Genomic DNA, 19,645 nt, shown 5'->3' with positions numbered 1-19,645 from the left:
TGGATTTCCCTCGCTCCTTATTTGATCAAGAAAGCCGCAGTGGACGCAAGAAACCAAGGAATCAAGCGAGAAAAGGCCGCTTAGCTCCTTGGTTTCTATATGAAGATCACTCTATTTTGTTATTAAGGGTGTACATTTTGGGGGACACCCTCGTGTGTTATTCGATCTCGCCTTCCCAAAACATCATTCCGCCCATGACATTGACGGCTCTGAAGCCTTGCTCCTCCAGCCATTCACAGGCCAGCGCGCTTCTTCCCCCGCTATGGCAGATAACGAACCATTCTTCCTGCGGGTCCAGTTCGTCCATTCTATGTGGAAGCTGCCCTAATGGAATGTGCCTTGCACTCGGGATATGACCCTGGAACCATTCATGAGGCTCCCGCACGTCAACAATATGCAGGCTCTCTCCCCGCTCCAGCCGATCATTCAGCTCTTTGGAAGATATTTCTTCAAAGGGTAAACCATTATGCACCGCTATCATCTCCTTCGTGAGAGTACCTCTGGTGCATAAGCATAGGGGAAGCATAGCGGCTTGTCAAATGGCCGCCCGCTCTCTGAATCTCCTCTTTCTCTTCTTTAGCTCAAAAACTCCAAATTACGGTTTATCAATTCAATTCGCTGCTGCACACAGGCATAGGAGCGAAGCGGGTCCTCCGGCGTGTTCAGCACATAGTCAAGCAGACGGTCAACCGTAGTGGTAGCCACATGGCAGCGCGTGTCAGAGGATGCATAGTACAAGTAGACGTCCCCATTTTCTCTGGCGATCAAACCGTTAATGAACACAACGTTAGAGACATCGCCGATTCTTTCTTCTCCTTCCGGGGCAATCAGATGACCGGCCGGAGCATGCAGCAGCTTCGACGGATCCTGCAGATCGGTCAGGAAGGCATACACGACATAGCGCAGGCCTGACGCTGTATTTCTTACGCCGTGCGCAATATGAAGCCACCCCTTCTCCGTCTTGATCGGAGCCGGGCCTTGGCCGTTCTTCACTTCTTTGATCGTATGATAATAACGGCGGTCAATCATCGCCTCACTCTCAATAACAGCAGGATTCATACTGTCGGACAGGCCCCATCCGATTCCTCCGCCGGAACCGGCATCGATGAATCCGTCCTGCGGGCGGGTATAGAATGCATACTTCCCGTCTACGAATTCGGGATGAAGCACCACATTGCGCTGCTGGGCCGAGCTGGTCTTCAGATCCGGGAGCCGCTCCCATGTCTTCAAATCCCTTGTACGAGCTATGCCAGCCTGAGCCACTGCACTCGAGAGATCCCCTGGAGCTGCATCGGGATCTTTCCTCTCGGTGCAGAACACACCATAAATCCAGCCGTCTTCATGCTTGGTCAGACGCATATCATATACGTTTGTGTCTTCCTCTTCGGTCTCCGGCATCACAACTGGATGATCCCACAAACGGAAGCCGTCAACCCCGCTATCACTCTCGGCAACGGCAAAAAACGACTTCCGGTCCACACCTTCCATACGCGCAACCAGATAGAACTTTCCATCAAGCTCAATAGCCCCTGGATTAAAGGCCGCATTGACACCGATCCGTTCCATGAAATACGGGTTCGTCTCCGGATTAAAGTCATAACGCCACACAAGCGGAGCATGGGCATGGGTCAATACAGGATTGGCATACCGCTCATAGATCCCGTTCTCGGAGAACAAAGCTTCATTTTTACGGGAAATTAATGCCTCATAGTGCTCCTCAATCTGTTTCTTGCGCTGTTCGAACAATGTACTCATCTGTTATGCACAGCCCTCCACAAATTTAATATAATTAACGATTTATACCATTAAATAAGCGATCAAAAGTTAACCTTTCAGCACCGAGAAGGTTGGATGAAGTTAGGGACAGAGTAGCGGAGCGTAGGCAGAACCTACGTGAGCAACGGAAGGCCCGGCTGAATTCAAGATTCGATGCCGAGTCACTTCAAGATTTTGCTTCGTGATCAAAGGTTAATACGTTCGATAATTTCAAAACAGGCCCGACCGTTATGATACGGACACTTCCACTCGTTGACCTTCGGATCGTTGAGGTCCGGATTACCGGCCCGGTCTGTCTTCCAATACCACTCTCCGTGGATCGGATCAACAATATGCTTACGGGTGAATTCCCAGCATCCCGTAGCTGCCTTCAGGAAGCGCTCTTCTCCGGTCATTTGCCAAGCATTCACGAATCCTACGATCGCTTCAGCCTGCCCCCACCAGTGCTTATCTGTGTCGAAGACGCCATTGGCATCCCCTTCCCACATAATCGCTCCATCAGCATCCATTCCTTCCGTCAACACGGCATCCGCCATTCGCACCGCCGCATTCCGGGTCCGCTCAAGCAGCTCAGCGTCTCCGTACAGCTCTGCTGCCTCCATGAGCAGCCAGCTTCCTTCGATATCATGGCCATAAGAGACATGGCTGGACTTCAAGCTCCAATCTTCATCGAAGTACAAATGAAAATGACCGCCCTCTTCATCAACAATCCGATCGAGCATGTCTCCTATTAATCTCCTGAATTGCTTCTCCAGCTTTGGAGCTCTGGCAATGCGGAAATAGTTCGTGTAGGCCTCCAGAACATGAAGGTGGGTATTCATCGACTTCTTATCATTCTGATCATGAATACCAAGGCGCATATCCCCTTCATCCGTCCAATCTCTCGCATAGGCTTCAACATACCCTCCGTGAACCGGATCAAAGCCTTTCTCAACTACTTCGAATACTTCCTCGGCAAGGGGAAGAAGATCCTTACGTCCACTGGCAAGGATAAATTCGGATAGCGCATAAAGGTAAAATGCCTGTCCATAAATCTGCTTTTTGGTCTGCAGGGGACGTCCACGATAATCGACCATCCAGAAATACCCCGGATACTCCGGGTCTCGGAAGTGAGCTTCAAGATAATGCAGCGCCCTTTCTGCCATTTCCATATATTCCGGCTTCGGTTCATGCCGATAAGCACGGGCGAAGGTCCAGAGAATCCGGGCGTTCAGCACCAAGCCCTTCGGGGCGTCCGGCACCACGGTCATATCGCTGTTGATCTGTCCGACAAATCCTCCATGCTTAACGTCAATGGAATGCTTTAACCAAAAGCCAAGAATATCATGCAGCTCTTTGTTCATTTCCTGTTTAAGCTGTAATGGTCCCAATTTTTATCACCTCTATTTTGTTAGCTAACAATTACAATTGTAAACTAACAAAATAACAAGGTCAACTTGTTTCGCTAACAAAATGCCTTGTAAACCTAATCGTAATCCGATAGTATAGATTTCGATACTTCCAGGAGAAAAAGGGGCCTTATAAGAGATGAAAAAAGTGACCATGCAGCAAATTGCCGATGCGCTTGGGCTTTCCAAATATGCTGTTTCAAAAGCGTTAGCCGGTAAAGAGGGGGTCTCCCCTCAAACCCGTGAAAAAATAATCGATACCGCCACCCGGCTGGGATATTTCAAACAACAGCGCACCGTCAGAGGTCATGAGGAAAAAAGCAGGCCCAGTACAACAGAGCAAGAGGTATGGGGACGAGATAAGCAGACCGTCGCCGTGCTGATGCCTAATATTAGACTCCAGACCATGGACTCAACCTTCTGGAGCATGATTGTGTACGGAATCGGCAACGCGCTCTCCCGCCGCGGACTCGGCATGCTCATCCTGACGGAGCAGACTCCTGAGGGGTTTGAGCGGCTGCTGAAGCCGGACAGCCTGCTCGGCGTCATCGGTGTTGGAGAAGTGACGACATCCATGCTGCTGGAGATCAAGCGGCTGGGACTACCCTTTGTCCTAACAGATCACGAGGATCCTCTCGTCCCATCCGATACGGTGTTCGCCTCCAATATCGACAGCATGTCGATGATTACCGGACACCTCTGGGCATTAGGGCATCGTTCCTTCTGGTTTCTGGGAGAGATGCGCTACTCGCGAAGCTTCACGGACCGCTGGATTGGTTTTCGCAAAGCGCTGGAGGACAATGGTCTCGATATCCGCCCGGCAAACAACCAGTTAGCTTTAACCAGCACGGATCACAGCGCCAATTTCGCACTGCTGCAGGAGAAGATAAGCGAATATACCGATAACGGCGAACCGCTTCCGACCGCCTGGGTCTGTGCCAATGACGAGATTGCCCTCGCCGCATTAGAGGCGCTTCAAGCAAGCGGCATGTCTGTGCCGAACGTCATATCGGTTACCGGCTTCGACAATATTGAGGAATCCGGGCGTGCCGCTATTCCGCTGACGACCGTTAATGTAGACAAGGAGCGGCTGGGAGAACGTGCGGTTTCCGCTCTGCTGGACCGGATTAGCGAGCCTGGCAGACCCTTCGAGAAGATCAACCTGGCATGCGATCTGGTCATAAGATCATCAACGGGAAGTCCTAACAAATAAAGGCCGGACGAGGAGTTTATCTCCAGTCCGGCCTTCGGCATGCTATGGATACTAATTTACATTACAGCCCCTTTTCCCGCCGAATCAATTCCAGCAAGGCACTGCACCCTGCAGTAAGCAGGTCATAAACCTCTTCAAAATTTCCGGTATAATACGGATCAGGAACGTCCTTAAGCAGGGATTCCGGCACAAGGTCCATCAGCTTGATAATCCGGGCATCTGCCCGGGAGGCCAGCGTGCGGAGATCCTGTTCATTTTGACCATCCATAGCGACAATATAGTCAAACCGGGTAAAGTCATCCCCGGCAACCTGTCTTGCCTTCTGGCCTTCATACGAGATTCCGTACTGGTCAAGGATACGCCGTGTGCCCTCATGAGGGGGCTTGCCGGTATGCCAATTGCCGGTTCCCGCCGAATCAATCGTGATGAGCTCTTGCAATTGCGCCTTGATCACCCGATGGCGGAAGACCGCTTCCGCCATCGGAGAACGGCAGATGTTACCCAGACAAACAAACAGGACACCGACTCTATTTTCATGATCTATCCTTTTCATTATTTCCGCACCACCGTATAACCCTTATCTTCAAGCAGTTTAATGATTCCGTGTTCTCCCAAATAATGAGCTGCGCCAACTACGATCATATACTCTTCGTTCTTTCCGCTCTTCAGGTAGCCGTCGATCTTCTCTGCCATTCCAAGATTCCGGTCAATCAGCATAGCCTGATTGTACTCCTCATCTTCGGAGAAGCTGTTAGTCAGCTCCAGAAGCTGCTCATCATTTCCTGTCTTCCACATTTCAGCCATCGCATTCACGCTATCTTCCACCACATCTATATTGTCTAGCGTTGTGTTCAGGTTTCTCTCCTGCAGCTCTTTAGAAAAATTGTTGAACATACTCAGCTGAGACTCGTAAGACTCCAGCTCGATGATCGGCAGCTGACGCTCAAGCGCCTTCTGGATAAAATACAGATCCACCCCTGCCGATGCTTCATAGCCGGTCGCCGCAGTTTTCAGCGATGCAAGTGTAGAATCCACAACCCACGGCTTATAAGCATCGAGGATATCGGGCTCCAAGCCGTTTTGCTTCAGAACGCCGCCCAGCTTGCCATACGTCTCGGCCGAGATATGATCCTTCAAGGTTGATCCGTCCTGATACGTTCCCATGCTCAGAATCAAATTCTGCTGCGCTTCGTCCGCCGCTTTGCTGATATCGATCTCTACGCCCAAATAGTCCGCTTCTGTAAAAGCTTCTTCAAACTCATCGCGCAGCGGATAAAAGCTGTCATCTGCGATGTGCATGGAGCCTACCAGATATACCGTCGTGCCGTTGTTTTCAACTTCCCACAGGAAGCCCCGTCCTCCGGTCTGGGAGACAGCTTCAGGCGCCGCTGCCTTGGTTACCAGTTGGACCGTACGTGTCGCCTGGTCCCAACTGACTACATAGCCGGCAACATCCCCGATGATGCGAATCGGCGCATAGGTTACGCCATGAATGCGCTCCAGCTTGCTTTTCAGCGTAATCGTCCGGCCCTCCACCACAACAGTGATGGTATCGTCCGCAGTTCCGGCAAGCTTCGCATTCAAAGCCTCCAGCGTAGTGCGCAAAGGCACCAGCGTGGTTCCATCCTGGGCAATCGGCGCGGTCTCGGCCGCATATTCGATGGCTTGGTCGTTCACTTTAATCCATGGTTGTTGCGGCGCTGCCGCAGCCGGGACCGCCGATGCAAGCAGACCGGTCGAAAGAGCAAGTGATAAGAGCATGTATTTCCAGTTTTTCATAGGTCGAATTCTCCTCTACTCCTGAATTAAATTTTGTAAGCACGCATTGCTTTACGCAGCTCTTTCATGGTTGGACGTTTGCCGTAGAGCAGCACGCCCGTACGATAAATCTTCGCGGCAAGCCAGCCAAAGAACAGGATCGAGACTGCCAGAATGACTAGAGAAGCCGCAATTTCCCAGACCGGGGTATCCCCTAAGCCCGCCCGCACAATCATGGAGACCGGCGAGAAGAACGGAATGAAATTACTGATCTTGAGCAGCAGCGAATTGGGCGCGCTCAAGCTGAAGATGCCGATGTAGAAAGCAGCCAGCGACAGCATGGTAATCGGCATAATCGCCTGGCCCAATTCCTCCGTCCGGCTTACCAGCGAGCCGATGGCGGCAAACAATGTGGCATACAACAGGTAACCCAGCACAAAGTAAATCAGGCCCAGTACAAGCACTGTCAAATTGATATCCGCCAGGTTCAGATTCAGACTTCCAAGAACCGACTGGTTGTGCGGAAGCGACATGTTAATGCCGATTACGCCCGCGAAGATAAAGATTTGCAACAGTCCAATGTACAGCATTCCGATAATTTTGCCAAACATCTGTGTCAGCGGCGAGACGCTGGTAATCAATATTTCCATGATTCGGGAGCTCTTCTCGGCCGTTACCTCCGCCGCAATCATATTCCCGGTCATCATAATAATCATGAAGAACAGAATGACCAGAGCGTACACAACAATGTAATTAATCGGCGCAGGACCTGCCTCTGTCTCTGCTTCATTTGCGGATGCATTTGCTCCCGAAGCATCCAGCTTAACCGGATCGATAAATACCGGAGCTGTCAGGGCAGCCAGCTGCTCCTCGCTCAGCGTCCCCTTTGTAATAACCTCTGCCTTTACACTCTGAAGAGCGGCCTGGAGCGAGCTGTTCACGCTTTGAGGAATGTCGTCTTTATTCGAAATGTAGGAAACCGTCGGAAATGCGGATTGTCCATCCTGATTGAATTTTAGATACCCGTCGATATTCCCCGCTTTAAGCTCCGCACGAAGAGCTTCTTCATTCTCTCCCGCAAACTTTTGCAAGGTGAATCCGAATTCGCCTTGCTTCTGAAGATAGGCCTCCAGCGAAGCAACGATCTCGGGCTGGCTGGCCTCCATCACTCCGACACTCGCCGGCCCCTGCTCCCCGCCTGAAAATTTATCTATGAAATAAGGAATATTCATACCGATCGACACAAGCAGGACCAGCACCAGCGTTGTAATGAGAAATGATTTGGTCTTGATCTTGTTCAAAAATGTAAACCGGATCACCGTATTTAATTTACTCATTCGACTCACCCACTTCCTTAATAAAGATCTGATTGAGCGTCGGTTCCTTAATTTCAAAGCGTTCAACCTCGCCCTGCTCCATCGCCGTCTTCAAAATTAACTTCGCGGCAGCTACATCCGAAATGGAGATGTCATATCCTCTCTCCTGTCGGCTGACCTTCTTCACACCCGGAATCCGGTCAAGCCCTTCAACCTCTCCCGCGGTATAGAGCAGCACCTCTTCACGCGGATACTTCTTTTTGATCTCTCGTAAATCTCCTTGAAGCACGGTGCGGGAACGGTCCAAAATCGTAATATTACGGCACAGCTCCTCAACATGCTCCATCCGGTGCGTCGAGAACAGGATGCTCGTTCCTTGATCGCGAAGCTCCTTGACGGTTGCCTTAAGCAGCTCCACATTGACCGGGTCCAGGCCGCTGAAGGCCTCATCCATAATCACAATCTGCGGCTTGTGCACCACGGCGGCGACAAAGCCCATCTTCTGCTGATTTCCCTTGGAAAGCTCCTCGATTTTCTTATCGTAATACTCCGGCACCTCAAAGCGATCGAGCCAATATTTCAGACTCTTATCGGCTTCTGCGGCGGACATGCCCCGTAGACGGGCCAGATAAATGATCTGTTCGCTAACCTTCACCTTAGGATAGAGACCGCGCTCTTCCGGCAGGTAGCCCATCTGCGACTGCAGTTCCGGGCCGTATGGCTTCCCATTATATAGAATCCGCCCGCTATCCGGATAGATCAGACCGAGCACCATCCGCATGGTTGTCGTCTTCCCTGCTCCGTTAGCGCCCAGCAATCCGTAAATTTCGCCCTCTTCAACCTGCAGCGTAATTTGATCCACCGCTCTTTTCTCTCCAAATTCCTTTACAACCTGTTCCAGTCCCAGTCTCTTTGCCACCATAATCCGCCTCCATTCCTAGTTTGAATCGATTAATCCATCAGGTGCATTTCCCTGCATCCATAGCTGAAGTATCTCTTCCAGCTCCAACACGCGGCTCTTGATAATCTGCGTAGTTCCGCCTGATGATGCTATTCTTTTCTCCAGCTCCGCCTCGTCCTTCAATACCATACGCAATATGGAGGGGCCGTCCGGCTCGCATTTGATCACGCCGTTCATGCCAGTCAAGAAGCTGCTTTCCGCCCCGCGAACCCAATACTCCTTCCAGCTTCCGAGCAGCGCGTCCTTTTCAGCCATGCCTCGCAGCTCCCCACGCTGAACAAGAACAACAAAATCCGCAAGCCGCTTGATCTCTTCCACAATGTGTGTGGACAGGACGATGGTCGATGCGTCCTCATCCAGGCTTCTCCTCAGTTCCTCGATCATATCCTTCCAGGCAAATGGATCAAGTCCGGCCGATGGCTCATCGAGCAGCATCAGCTTTGGCCTTGCGGCCATCACAGCTGCGATTTCAAATTTACGGCGTTCCCCCTTGGACATTCGGTTCAGCTTCTCTTTACGGGGCACCTCAAATCGGTCCATCAGTCTTTCATAACGCTGCCAGTCCCAGGCCGGATACCAGTGCGATCTGAACCTTGCCGCCTGGTCGGCGGTCATAATATACTCTTCGGCTGCGGGGTGCTCAGGAACATAACCCATCTGCTGGCGAATCTCCAACGGAATTGGGCCTTCGAACCCTCTGCCATACCATCGCACACTGCCTGTATCCGGAATCAGGGTTTGCAGCATCATATTCAGCAATGTTGTCTTACCGGATCCATTAGGGCCGACTAATGCAACTACATAGCCCTGAGGAATCTTGAGCTGAAACGGCCCAATCTGTCCCCGGGGGCTCTTTTTCACCGCATTCAGAAGCTCGACTGCTGCTACTCCGCTATCCGGTTGCATCATTCCTGGTCACCCCCTTTTCCTGCATCCTTATATTTAATCTGTAAAATATCCAGAAACAGCTTCTTCAGCTCCTGGCTGCTGTACTGCACGGAAATCCCCGTATCTACTGCCGCCTCAACCGCCTTCTGAACTACCGCACGTTTATATTCATCACGCTCGTCAGCCGCAACATTTGCTACAAAGGTCCCTGTCCCCTGCTTGGTACGCAGCAATCCTTCATTTTCAAGGTCCTGATACACTCTTCTCACCGTGATGACACTGCAGTTCAGACTGCTTGCGAACTCCCGGATGGAAGGAAGCAGCGTTCCCTCCTCAAGCTGTCCGCTTACGATAAGCGACTTCAATTGAGTCTCAATCTGATGATAGAGCGGCTCCGCACTATTCTCATTAATCTGAATGGGAATCCACACCTTCCGTTCACCTCCAACCCAAGATCACCTTGAATGCTCCTTTATCCCCTAAGACTTCTCCGGCTCAACTTGCGTGTAGCAAGAGTAGAGAAGCCTGCAAGCAGAAGCCCGCCTCCCAGCAGCGTTCCCCACATCAGAGGAGACAGCATTCCGTGCTTTTTGCTCATTTGCATCGAATGTTCAGTCAGACCGAAACCAGAAATTGCGGATATCGCAGCAGTAAGTCCGAACAGCAGGACCAGCAAAATCGTAAACCACATGTAAGTTCGGCCGCTGGTGGTGAACTCGAAGAAAATGAAGATTCCATTTACCGCTATTGCATAGCCTAGCCAAGTCAATATAAATACGGCATACTGAAGCCCGTTCATATTCATATCAAAAATCAACCGGATGGCAGTGAACAGGATTACACCATTAAAAAGGAAGGCAGCAATCATATGAAGAAATCTGCTCTTCATCACCGTTTCAACCGGAATCGGCAATGTACGATAATAGAACAACATTCGTGTATAGGTGTCATCCTTGATATAGTTGAATGAGCGCCTGGAGAACAGAATGCCGGCCAACGGAAGAACGCTAAGCATGAGGAAATCCGCAACTGGATTCAGGTACTCCCCTTGCTTCATGGGGCCATACATCATCAGACCGATCATCGCTCCTGCATACGCCATGAAGAGCGGACCCCAGATCAGATACACCCTATCGGTGCTAAGCTCTTTCTTGATAATTACCCAAGCATCCCGCCACTTGTTCAAGCGTCATCACCTTTCCCGTCTTGCGCAGGTTTTCGGTTCGAAATCACTGTGCTTACTGTTTATATCTTTATACACAGTATAATCTCTGACCTTATGTACGTCAACCCTAATCCTGGGAAAAATACAACCGCTCGCTTGACGCTCATGCATAGCAAAAAGGCTCCAAAGTCCGTCTTGCATGACTTCAGAGCCCTTTTTGCTGAGAATAAATATAAATGACTACAATCCAAAAATCACTTCCCATACTGGCCGGGTATGACCGCCTGGATAGAGCAGATACAGCAGCACGTATACCGTTATCCCGGTAATTGCCGTGGCAAACCAGATGAGCGAAGTGATCTTGCCCCATTTCCGGTGCTTGGCGTATTTCTCCTTGAAGCCCAGCACCAGGGTTGTAATGCCGAAGACAGCCGCCACGCTCGCCAGTACAATATGGAAGATGAGGAAGACGCGATAATACACTTCCAGATCCTCCGGGCCGCCCCATGACGTATTGCCGATAAATATGGTGCGCGACATGTAGATGATAAAAAAGAGGATGGCCGCGATCGCCGCAGCTATCATTGTCTTCTTATGGGCTTCCCGTTTCCCCTTGATAATCAGTGCCCAACCGACGGCAACCAGCACGGCGCTTAGGGCAATAAAACCTGTACTGATCGTAGGGAATATAAAATACCAATCCATGAATATCCTCCAATCACGTAAGATTCATCTTCGCCTCGTCCCCGGAAAGCTCGTCATCCTCCCGATTCTCCCGCTTGTACCAATTGTAGAACACATAAGCAAGCATCGATGCAAAGATAATCTCCTGAATAAACTTCATTATAATGCCTCCTACCTGCTGGTCAATAGCAGGCTCCAGATAACCGAAGAATTCAGGTCCCCCGAAGCGGGATAGCAGCATTCCCGGATCACCGGACACACAATACCCCATCGCTTGAGCCCAGACCGCCGGATCACTATAGGTCGCATAGAGCGGTTCAGGCGCAAAAATAATCAGGCCGCAAGCCGGAGTAAGCAGCACCATGTTCAGAAAAATAAAGCCCATTTGCTTCAGACCATGCACTTCCAAATGATCCGGTAAAGGCTTTACCAGCGTCCACCACATCAGAATGGCTGCTATGAACAGAACCGCATAGTACAGACGGTGAATAGCAAAATGGAGCATGACATAATCATGAATGGCAGGGAAATGATAGAGCGAGAACAGTCCGTTAAATACCACAGCCGCGACAATCGGATGCGTCAGAAAGCGCAGGCGTGACAACGGACTGCGGGACAACTGCTCTGCAAGTCTGCGCCAAATCCAATCCGGCAATCCCAGCATCAGAAGCGGCGGAGCAATCAGGTACGATAGCGCCATACTAACCATGTGGAAGCTGAACATGATATGCCCCAGCAGCTCCACAGGGCCTCCCTGGGCAGCATAAAGCACAGTCATACCCAGTAAAAACAGGGCCTTACGTCCAGCTCTCACCGGCTTCCCCTTATGCAAGCGATCATGGACAGGACCGGTCAGTACGAGATAAGCCGCTGTAATCAATAACATAACCGCCAGAAAAACAGGACTCCAAATTTCTTCCCACTTAAAATAGGCTAATCCAAACACCACATATCCCCCTTGCACTGCCAATCAATTGTCCAAATTGTGAACACGGCTCTAACAAGACGAAAGAGGCGGCTTATTCCAAGCCCGCCTCTCCTTATTTTACCACCACATCCAGTATAGCGCCGCTATAATAGCCAATCCGGCGACAAAAAAGCCTCCGGCCATGAACAGAATCGGGATCATATGCCCCTTATCCTTCATGTGCATCCAGTAGCCGAGCTGGATCAGCACCTGCAGAATGGCCATCACCAGCAGCAGAATGACCGTAAATGCTGTATTCACGCCTCCCGCTGCAACCGCTGCAAAGGCGATCAAGGTCAGGATGATCGAAAAGATGAACGCAATCACATGCTTCTGCGGCCCTTCCTGGCGATGCCGATGCTTCACCGCCCCGTCTTCGTTCAGATCATGGGTGCTCATTCCCGTCAGACCACCTTTCCAAGCAAATAGACCACCGTGAAAATAAATACCCATACCACATCTATAAAGTGCCAGTACATGGCGGATACATAGATTTTAGGAGCCGTAACGACCGTAAGCCCCTTCTTCATCAGTTGTCCGATCAGGATCGAAATCCACAGAATCCCGAACAGCACGTGTGCTCCGTGAAATCCAACCAGCGTATAGAAAGCTGAACTGAATGCGCTGGTCGTCATCCCGTAGTCATCATGAACGATGTACTCATAAAACTCGTAAATTTCAAGCAGGAGGAACGCAAGACCGAGCACGACTGTCACTCCGAGCCAGGTAGCCAGCGACTTCCTGTTGCCGCGATGCATCGCCTGAATAGCGAACACACTCGTCAAGCTGCTGACCAGCAGGATGAAGGTGGCTGCCGCCGTGATCGGCAAGCTGAACAACTCCGCCGCAGAAGGGCCGTCCGCAACTTGATCCCGCAAGGCCAGGAAGGTGGCGAACAGCGTTCCGAACAGCACCGCCTCCCCGCCAAGGAACAACCAGAAACCGAGCACCTTATTGCGTCCTTCCAGCGTCGCCTTCTCCGGTTCATGGGGAAGCGTATCACTCACTTGCTGTGCATGTGGTGTTGTCATGCCTGAACCCCCCCATCCTTCAATTCTTCCTCTTCAATATGCCAGCCGTGATCATCGTACAACGATCTTAGCAGCATGCAGAGAAAGGTCAGTCCAAGACCAATAGCAACTACAATATATTTATTGAACATAAAGTTCAGGAAGCTATTTCCAAAGTCATCATTCGTGAACATAAAGCCCAGGCCGGCAATGAATAATCCCACGGACATGAGGAATGGTAATATTGTCGGTGAAGGCATATGAATCGGGCCTACAGGCTCTGCTGGCGTCATCTCTTGATGTCCTGCCATCTTTTCCTTCCAGAATGCATCGATCCCGCGAACCAGCGGAATTTGCTTAAAGTTGTACTCCGGAGGCGGCGACGGAATAGCCCATTCCAGCGTCCGGCCATCCCCCCATACATCCCCGGCAACTCCCTTCTTCTCCCGGAAGGAGAGAATGACGTTCGCCAGGAAGATCAGCACGCCTACACCCATCAAAAACGCGCCAATGGTACTGATCAGATTCATCAGATCAAAGCCCTGATTCGGCAAATAAGTAAATACGCGGCGCTGCATCCCGATAAGTCCCAGGAAGTGCTGTATGAAGAAGGTCATATGGAAGCCGATAATAAAAGTCCAGAATTCCCATTTGCCCAGCCGTTCGCTTAGAACGCGTCCGAACATTTTAGGCCACCAGTAATGCAGACCGGCGAACAGGCCAAGCACCAGACCTCCGACAATTACGTAATGGAAATGCGCTACGACAAAGTAGGTGTCATGGTACTGATAATCCGCTGGCGCCGAGGCCAGCATAACGCCAGTAACCCCGCCCATGACAAAGGTCGGTATGAAGCCGGCGGCAAATAAATTTGCTGTGGTGAACGTAATTTGTCCTCCCCACATCGTAAATAACCAGTTGAAGATTTTGATGCCGGTCGGAACCGCGATAAGCATCGTCGCAATCGAGAACAAGGCATTGGCGATCGGCCCCATCCCTGTCGTGAACATATGGTGGGCCCAGACCATGAAGCCGAGGAAGGCAATCAGAATGGTCGCAAACACCATGGAGCTGTATCCGAACAAGCGCTTCCGCGAGAAGGTACTGACCACCTCGGAGATCACGCCGAACGCCGGGAGAATCAATATGTACACCTCAGGGTGGCCAAAGATCCAGAAGATATGCTGCCACAGCACCGGGTTGCCCCCAAGTTCAACATTGAAGAAATTCGCGCCCAGAATCCGATCAAAGGTTAACAATACGAGCCCGACGGTAATCGCCGGAAAAGCAAACAGAATCATGGCCGAGGTTACGAAGGTCGTCCACGTAAACATCGGCATCCGCATAAAAGACATGCCTGGCGCCCGCATCGTAATAATCGTTGCCAAAAAGTTAATCCCGCCGATCAGCGTCCCTAAACCGGCGATCTGCAAGCCGATAGTATAGAAATCCACACCATGAGTGGCGCTGAACTGCGAGGATGACAATGGTGTATAAGCAGTCCAGCCTGCATCCGGCGCTCCGCCCATCACCCAGCTCAGATTCAGCAGCAAGCCGCCAAACAGAAACGTCCAGAAGCCCAGCGAGTTCAGAAAAGGAAAAGCCACGTCCCGCGCACCGATCTGCAAAGGAATTACCGCGTTCATCAAAGCAAAGATCACCGGCATCACGCCGAGAAAAATCATCGTTGTACCGTGCATTGTAATTAATTCGTTGAATTGCTGGGCCGTTACGAAGTCATTCATCGGCTTGGCGAGCTGAACCCGGATCAAGAGCGCTTCAATACCGCCGATTCCGAAGAAAAATCCGCCTGCCAGCAAATATAATACCGCTATTTTTTTGTGGTCAACTGTTGTGATCCAATCCATGAATCCCTTGTACCGCTTGACACTATGAGCGTGAGCCAAGGCTGTGTACCCCCTTATCGTTGCTGCGGCTTCACACCGCGCCAGTCAGTGAGCTCGAAGAATCACCATCCCTTATTCATACGATAGCTTGTAATCGGCCAGATATTTGGCGATCGCTTCGATTTCCGCATCCGTCAGCCCCAGATCCTCCTTGGGATCCGGCATCCGGTTACCCGGCTTCCACTTCTGAGGGTCCTTGAGCCATGCCTCCATATTCTCCTGGACAGGCCGGGTATCAACCGCATTGCCCGAGCCTTCGGCATTCAGAAGAATACTTGCTACCGTCTCTCTGCTGCCTACCCCCGTTAAATTCGGCCCTACCGGAACTCCTTGATCGCCAACGGCATGGCATGACAGACATTGCGTCCGGAAGACTTCGGCCACCGCCGGATCTTCCGGCAATACAGCAGGCGCTTTCATAGACTCTACCCAAGCATTGAACGATTCTTCACTGACCGATTTAACCTTAAATTCCATAAAGGCATGGGACTGTCCGCATAGCTCCGCACATTTCCCTAGATAGACACCCTCCTGCTCCGCTTCAATCCAGGCTTTGTTCACGGTCCCATCTGTATTGGTATCCGTCTTGCCCGCCAGCGAAGGCACCCAGAAGGAATGCAGTACATCAGCCGTCTTAAGCTCCAGCGCAATTTTCTTCCCAGTAGGAATAATCATGTCTTGCGCTGTTGTTATTCCATAATCCGGATACGAGAACTCCCACCAGAACAGATGGGCCGTCACCTGAACCCTAACAGCGTTCTTATCGTTCCAGTAATCTTCTCCATAGGCGAAGATCTTCTGAACCGTGAACACACCAAGGATCAGCACCAGTACGAGCGGAATTGCCGTCCAGACAACCTCCAGCTTGAAATTGCCTTCAACTTGCTTGGGAACTTCCTGTTGTCCTGGCTTGCGCCGGAAGCGGATCCAGACATAGGCCGCGATCGCAAACACAACGAGCATTACTACAACCATGATTGATATGGACAATATAATCAGATCGAATTGGCCTTGTGCCACGGTTCCTTGCGGTCTGAGCACCGACAGATCCTCCCGTCCGCATGCGGACAACAAGAGAGACATCGCGAGCAGAGGCAACAGACGCTTGATACCCTTCCACGGTTTCATCATTGATCAACCCCACTTTTCCGTTTAGTTACCAGTTTATGTACAGGCTTGAGCATAAAAAACGGATTCATGTATCACGGATTTTATCCCCTGTCAATTACAGTTATCACCTATTAAATATATGATTGAACCCATGTTTTGTCAACGTTCACAACTTAGTTCACAAATTGTTCAAATATCTGAAATCCCGCTTGAAACAAGGGTTTGCGAACGTTTTCACATGTTTTTTAATCTTTGAAAACGACGCTTGAACCCGCCTCCCCCCTTCCTTTTCCGGCTTCTTTCTTAGAATATTCATTTTTGACATTTCTCAAAACTTTTACGATTGGAAAATCATAACCCCCCGCCCGCCAACGGTGGTTTGCTCTTGGGGTATAACCCCCTCTGCCAAACTGCGCCAACGCTAGCCTGACCCCAAATCTGTTCAGGCTCATTTGTTGCCTTCACTTACCAGTTAAACGGGTTTACCTCTTTTTGTTCCTTTTCTCGCTGATTGGATCTTCATCATATATTGGACCTGTTGGGTACTTCAGCTCATTTGAGCCTATTGTGGCTGATCGTTGGATCATCTTGTCGATGAATTGTATAAAGTGCAATTAAAATCACGCCATTTCTAAACTCCACAGGTTTAAGTGTACTCCCTGCAGCTAAATGCCTGTTTTTTTTCAGAGCAGCTGCGTTTTTTGCGAATCTAAATGCACTCTATACAGCTATTCTTAAATTCAGAGCCCAAGTTCAGAAATTAGGTGTATCTTTTACACTTAAACCACCACCCTAGGTTCAATATAAACTGGAGCAATGATCTTGTTGGTTCAACCTTTGTTTCTCCACCCGCATAGCGGATGGTTTTCTTGTCGCACGCTTCGCGTACTCAACTGGCTAAAAGCCTAAATAAAAAACCAAGCCCCTTCCCTTTGCAGGGATCAGACTTGGTTCTAAATAATGAGATTGATCAGTCTAAATTAAGTTGAACTAAAGACATGATTTAGAAAGGGTTGCCACAGCACGTACAATTATCAGTTCAACTTATCTAGTCAGCAAGTCAAGATGACGGGGCCTTCCTCCGTGATAGCTAGCGTATGCTCGTAATGAGCTCCAAGGCTTCCGTCTGCTGAACGGATCGTCCAGCCATCCTGATCCCAGAACACCGCTCCGGTGTCTCCCAGCGTCAAGATCGGCTCAATGGTTATAACCATTCCCGCCTGCAGCTTTGGACCTGAACGAGGGCGCCCAAAGTTGGGGACATCCGGCGGTTCATGCATATTGCGCCCGATTCCATGACCGATGAGCGGCTTTACAATGCCAAGCCCGGCCTTGCGGGCGACTTCCTGAACCGCGTAGCTGATATCCCCTACCCGGTTCCCAATGCGTGCTGCTTCAATGCCGGCTGCAAGAGCCCTCTCCGTTACCTGCAACAGTCTCTCCGCTTCCTGCGATACATTTCCGACCCGATAGGACCAGGCCGAATCCGCCATCCAGCCGCTTTTATTCACGACAATGTCAATGGTGACAATATCCCCCTCCTGAAGCGGAACGGTCCCTGGAAACCCATGACATACTACTTCATTCACTGAGGCGCAGATCGCAAAAGGAAACCCTCTGTAGCCCTTCTGAGCAGGGGTCGCCCCGCGGCTTGCCAGATAGACCTCTACCAGTCTGTCAATCTCCGCCGTCGTGACTCCCGGCTTGATCACCTTGGCAATTTCCTTATGGCAGTCAGCCAAAATAGCTCCGGCCATTCTGATACGCTCAATTTCTTCCTTCGATTTCAACTGAATCTTCAAATTGCTAGCCCCTTTCATGATGACTGTTCGGCTCTGTGGCTATTATATGCCGCATACCAAGAAAAAACGCCCGAGCGATCTGCCAGGCGTTCGTTATTAACAGCTATTATAGTGAATTCTGTTTATATGCAATCTCCTCAGGAGACCGAAGAGTCGAGCTTGTCGAGCTCCATTTCAACCAGATGAGTCAATTCTTCCTCATACCCACCTGTAATCCGGTACTTGCGGACATACTCCTTCACAAATTTCTTAGGATCCTTCGGCTTGAATATTCGCGTCATTTCCCGCAAACTTTCTTTCACCTCATTGTGACCTTTCGTTGCCATACCATATTCCCTCCCAGAACGATTCTAGTTCAATGCTCCGATTTCGAGAATGCCGAAAAGCTAGTATGTCGTGAAGTTAGATGTTGCTGATGCCTCTTTTCAGCGGGTGCATGACACTATACATACCCTCACCCATTCTCGATGAATCAGGCATGATCAAATCAAGCGTCCTTGCAGCTGTATGCCGGTCTTAGAGAATCATCCATGCGGAAAAAGACCTCTACCTCCTATATTGTAACATATTCATCTCCCCGGTACAGCTTTCTTCCAAAATCAATCATCCTTTTAATTTTATTCCTTGTTACTTATATCGGTCTGTGCGGGTAAAAATACAAGTAAAAAAACTAGGAGGCTTTATGAATTTCACAACGCCGACTGCCCCCGCCCTCCATGCTGCCGACCGGACAATTCGTGCCCAATATCCTGGAATTCGCTGCTTTTTGCTTGCCCAGCATGGACAGATGCGGCATGAGCAATACTTTCAGCAATCCCATCCGGCAGTACTTCATGATCTTAGATCGGCAACAAAAAGCGTCCTCTCCCTTCTGCTTGGCATCGCTCAGTATCAAGAGCTATTACCCGAACTGGACAAGCCGGTATGGGACGATGTGAAGGAGTATGCCCCGAGCAGACCCGACTCCTATTGGCCCGAGATGACGCTGAGACAGCTCCTTTCCATGACGGGCGGGCTGTATTGGGAGACCGGCCCCAAGCTCGGCGAACGATTCATACATCGCTTACACCGCAGTAAAAACTGGACCGGCTTTGTCTTGCGGCTGCCTGTCATACCGGAGCAACGCGGACATTTTCAATACTGCAGCGCCTATTCCCATCTCCTTGCTTGTCTACTGTCCAAATGGAGCGGCACCCCTGTCAGAGATTATGCAGACCGTTACCTGTTCAGTCCGCTTGAGATTAAAGATTATCACTGGGAAACCGCTCCGGACGGCGGCGCCTGCGGGCATGTCGGTCTCTATATGAAAGCTATCGACATGATGAAGCTTGGCCAGCTTTGTCTTGCGGGAGGCACCTTCCGAGGGAACCGCCTGCTTCAGGAAGAATGGCTTCACGAATCAATGACGCCGCGTGGAGAAGCATTTTCCGAATACGGGCAATACGGATACCATTGGTGGACCAGTGAATTCCACGGTCTCCGTTACGCTTATGCTCATGGTCATGGCGGCCAGCAAATTTATGTGCTCCCCGAGCTGGAAGCCGTGGCGGTATTCGCCTCCGCCTGCAACGTCAAGCGCTGTAAAAATCCCAAGCGGCTGATGGAGGAGCAGATATTGCCAGTCCTGCTTGCTGACCGCGGAACGGGCTCTGAATAAGCAAAAGCGCGGACGCCGCCCCTTTGACAAGGTGCTGCGCGCC

General features: G+C 50.6%; 20 protein-coding genes. 2 read left to right on the top strand and 18 right to left on the bottom strand.

All coding sequences use genetic code 11. From position 1 onward, the window contains the following. Window positions 1-157: 157 nt before the first annotated feature. The 3 genes from KI362_RS19405 to KI362_RS19395 all read right to left on the bottom strand — a co-directional run bounded on the left by KI362_RS19405 (window position 158) and on the right by KI362_RS19395 (window position 3,119). On the bottom strand, window positions 158-472 hold the full coding sequence (locus KI362_RS19405) for a rhodanese-like domain-containing protein (RefSeq protein ID WP_374705684.1): 315 nt from the start codon (window positions 470-472) through the stop codon (window positions 158-160). Between the two features lie 104 nt (window positions 473-576). Continuing rightward, the gene (locus KI362_RS19400; RefSeq protein WP_301629604.1) at window positions 577-1,755 is read right to left on the bottom strand and encodes a glycoside hydrolase family 130 protein; all 1,179 of its coding nucleotides are present in this window, start codon (window positions 1,753-1,755) and stop codon (window positions 577-579) included. A 206-nt stretch (window positions 1,756-1,961) separates the two neighbouring features. Further along, complete coding sequence (locus KI362_RS19395; protein ID WP_301629602.1) at window positions 1,962-3,119, bottom strand: AGE family epimerase/isomerase; 1,158 nt, start codon at window positions 3,117-3,119, stop codon at window positions 1,962-1,964. Between the two features lie 184 nt (window positions 3,120-3,303). Here KI362_RS19395 and KI362_RS19390 point away from each other — a divergent pair, with 184 nt between their 5' ends. Then, window positions 3,304-4,377, top strand: coding sequence for a LacI family DNA-binding transcriptional regulator (locus KI362_RS19390; protein WP_301629600.1), 1,074 nt, complete (start codon window positions 3,304-3,306; stop codon window positions 4,375-4,377). Between the two features lie 61 nt (window positions 4,378-4,438). Here the strand turns inward: KI362_RS19390 and KI362_RS19385 are convergent, their stop codons facing one another. The 15 genes from KI362_RS19385 to KI362_RS19315 all read right to left on the bottom strand — a co-directional run bounded on the left by KI362_RS19385 (window position 4,439) and on the right by KI362_RS19315 (window position 18,271). Next, window positions 4,439-4,930, bottom strand: a complete 492-nt coding sequence (locus KI362_RS19385) for a low molecular weight protein-tyrosine-phosphatase (RefSeq protein ID WP_301629598.1) — start codon at window positions 4,928-4,930, stop codon at window positions 4,439-4,441. Further along, on the bottom strand, window positions 4,930-6,156 hold the full coding sequence (locus KI362_RS19380) for a TraB/GumN family protein (protein ID WP_301629597.1): 1,227 nt from the start codon (window positions 6,154-6,156) through the stop codon (window positions 4,930-4,932). The genes KI362_RS19385 and KI362_RS19380 overlap by 1 nt, the downstream gene beginning before the upstream one ends. 26 nt (window positions 6,157-6,182) lie before the next feature. Continuing rightward, window positions 6,183-7,472, bottom strand: a complete 1,290-nt coding sequence (locus tag KI362_RS19375) for an ABC transporter permease (protein WP_301629595.1) — start codon at window positions 7,470-7,472, stop codon at window positions 6,183-6,185. Continuing rightward, complete coding sequence (locus KI362_RS19370) at window positions 7,465-8,373, bottom strand: ABC transporter ATP-binding protein (RefSeq protein ID WP_301629593.1); 909 nt, start codon at window positions 8,371-8,373, stop codon at window positions 7,465-7,467. The genes KI362_RS19375 and KI362_RS19370 overlap by 8 nt, the downstream gene beginning before the upstream one ends. A 15-nt stretch (window positions 8,374-8,388) precedes the next feature. Next, window positions 8,389-9,321 (bottom strand): ATP-binding cassette domain-containing protein, encoded by a 933-nt coding sequence (locus KI362_RS19365; RefSeq protein WP_301629591.1) that lies wholly within the window; start codon window positions 9,319-9,321, stop codon window positions 8,389-8,391. After that, window positions 9,318-9,731: a GntR family transcriptional regulator gene (locus KI362_RS19360; RefSeq protein WP_301629589.1), complete on the bottom strand. Its 414-nt coding sequence runs from the start codon at window positions 9,729-9,731 to the stop codon at window positions 9,318-9,320. The genes KI362_RS19365 and KI362_RS19360 overlap by 4 nt, the downstream gene beginning before the upstream one ends. Window positions 9,732-9,772: 41 nt before the next feature. Further along, window positions 9,773-10,486 (bottom strand): hypothetical protein, encoded by a 714-nt coding sequence (locus KI362_RS19355; RefSeq protein WP_301629588.1) that lies wholly within the window; start codon window positions 10,484-10,486, stop codon window positions 9,773-9,775. Between the two features lie 219 nt (window positions 10,487-10,705). Beyond that, the gene (locus KI362_RS19350; protein WP_301629586.1) at window positions 10,706-11,170 is read right to left on the bottom strand and encodes a DUF420 domain-containing protein; all 465 of its coding nucleotides are present in this window, start codon (window positions 11,168-11,170) and stop codon (window positions 10,706-10,708) included. A 13-nt stretch (window positions 11,171-11,183) separates the two neighbouring features. Beyond that, complete coding sequence (gene ctaG, locus KI362_RS19345) at window positions 11,184-12,095, bottom strand: cytochrome c oxidase assembly factor CtaG (RefSeq protein ID WP_301629585.1); 912 nt, start codon at window positions 12,093-12,095, stop codon at window positions 11,184-11,186. A 99-nt stretch (window positions 12,096-12,194) separates the two neighbouring features. Next, window positions 12,195-12,515, bottom strand: a complete 321-nt coding sequence (locus KI362_RS19340) for a cytochrome C oxidase subunit IV family protein (RefSeq protein ID WP_044480235.1) — start codon at window positions 12,513-12,515, stop codon at window positions 12,195-12,197. 5 nt (window positions 12,516-12,520) lie between these two features. Continuing rightward, window positions 12,521-13,147 (bottom strand): cytochrome (ubi)quinol oxidase subunit III, encoded by a 627-nt coding sequence (locus tag KI362_RS19335; RefSeq protein WP_212940125.1) that lies wholly within the window; start codon window positions 13,145-13,147, stop codon window positions 12,521-12,523. Next, window positions 13,144-14,994 (bottom strand): cytochrome c oxidase subunit I, encoded by a 1,851-nt coding sequence (gene ctaD / locus KI362_RS19330; protein ID WP_301629626.1) that lies wholly within the window; start codon window positions 14,992-14,994, stop codon window positions 13,144-13,146. The genes KI362_RS19335 and ctaD overlap by 4 nt, the downstream gene beginning before the upstream one ends. 111 nt (window positions 14,995-15,105) lie before the next feature. Further along, window positions 15,106-16,164: a cytochrome c oxidase subunit II gene (gene coxB, locus KI362_RS19325; protein ID WP_044480237.1), complete on the bottom strand. Its 1,059-nt coding sequence runs from the start codon at window positions 16,162-16,164 to the stop codon at window positions 15,106-15,108. A gap of 1,031 nt (window positions 16,165-17,195) precedes the next feature. Next, window positions 17,196-17,945: a type I methionyl aminopeptidase gene (gene map, locus KI362_RS19320; RefSeq protein WP_187375163.1), complete on the bottom strand. Its 750-nt coding sequence runs from the start codon at window positions 17,943-17,945 to the stop codon at window positions 17,196-17,198. Window positions 17,946-18,082: 137 nt separating this feature from the next. Next, the gene (locus KI362_RS19315) at window positions 18,083-18,271 is read right to left on the bottom strand and encodes a hypothetical protein (RefSeq protein ID WP_044480239.1); all 189 of its coding nucleotides are present in this window, start codon (window positions 18,269-18,271) and stop codon (window positions 18,083-18,085) included. Window positions 18,272-18,627: 356 nt separating this feature from the next. Between KI362_RS19315 and KI362_RS19310 the strand changes: the two genes are divergently transcribed. Continuing rightward, the gene (locus KI362_RS19310; protein WP_301629580.1) at window positions 18,628-19,602 is read left to right on the top strand and encodes a serine hydrolase domain-containing protein; all 975 of its coding nucleotides are present in this window, start codon (window positions 18,628-18,630) and stop codon (window positions 19,600-19,602) included. Window positions 19,603-19,645 lie beyond the last annotated feature (43 nt).

It is taken from the genome of Paenibacillus apis (assembly GCF_018333295.1).
Lineage (GTDB): Bacteria > Bacillota > Bacilli > Paenibacillales > Paenibacillaceae > Fontibacillus > Fontibacillus antibioticophila.
This window is presented reverse-complemented; position numbering and strand designations above follow the sequence as displayed.

What these genes read in the sequence shown, in the direction of transcription:
- ctaD (WP_301629626.1), bottom strand. Translation starts at nt 14,994, where the DNA reads ATGGATTGGATCACAACAGTTGACCACAAAAAAATAGCGGTATTATAT.
- KI362_RS19335 (WP_212940125.1), bottom strand. Translation starts at nt 13,147, where the DNA reads ATGACAACACCACATGCACAGCAAGTGAGTGATACGCTTCCCCATGAA.
- KI362_RS19365 (WP_301629591.1), bottom strand. Translation starts at nt 9,321, where the DNA reads ATGATGCAACCGGATAGCGGAGTAGCAGCAGTCGAGCTTCTGAATGCG.
- KI362_RS19400 (WP_301629604.1), bottom strand. Translation starts at nt 1,755, where the DNA reads ATGAGTACATTGTTCGAACAGCGCAAGAAACAGATTGAGGAGCACTAT.
- coxB (WP_044480237.1), bottom strand. Translation starts at nt 16,164, where the DNA reads ATGATGAAACCGTGGAAGGGTATCAAGCGTCTGTTGCCTCTGCTCGCG.
- KI362_RS19350 (WP_301629586.1), bottom strand. Translation starts at nt 11,170, where the DNA reads ATGGATTGGTATTTTATATTCCCTACGATCAGTACAGGTTTTATTGCC.
- KI362_RS19395 (WP_301629602.1), bottom strand. Translation starts at nt 3,119, where the DNA reads ATGAACAAAGAGCTGCATGATATTCTTGGCTTTTGGTTAAAGCATTCC.
- KI362_RS19370 (WP_301629593.1), bottom strand. Translation starts at nt 8,373, where the DNA reads ATGGTGGCAAAGAGACTGGGACTGGAACAGGTTGTAAAGGAATTTGGA.
- KI362_RS19310 (WP_301629580.1), top strand. Translation starts at nt 18,628, where the DNA reads ATGAATTTCACAACGCCGACTGCCCCCGCCCTCCATGCTGCCGACCGG.
- KI362_RS19385 (WP_301629598.1), bottom strand. Translation starts at nt 4,930, where the DNA reads ATGAAAAGGATAGATCATGAAAATAGAGTCGGTGTCCTGTTTGTTTGT.
- KI362_RS19390 (WP_301629600.1), top strand. Translation starts at nt 3,304, where the DNA reads ATGAAAAAAGTGACCATGCAGCAAATTGCCGATGCGCTTGGGCTTTCC.
- KI362_RS19315 (WP_044480239.1), bottom strand. Translation starts at nt 18,271, where the DNA reads ATGGCAACGAAAGGTCACAATGAGGTGAAAGAAAGTTTGCGGGAAATG.
- KI362_RS19375 (WP_301629595.1), bottom strand. Translation starts at nt 7,472, where the DNA reads ATGAGTAAATTAAATACGGTGATCCGGTTTACATTTTTGAACAAGATC.
- KI362_RS19340 (WP_044480235.1), bottom strand. Translation starts at nt 12,515, where the DNA reads ATGAGCACCCATGATCTGAACGAAGACGGGGCGGTGAAGCATCGGCAT.
- KI362_RS19380 (WP_301629597.1), bottom strand. Translation starts at nt 6,156, where the DNA reads ATGAAAAACTGGAAATACATGCTCTTATCACTTGCTCTTTCGACCGGT.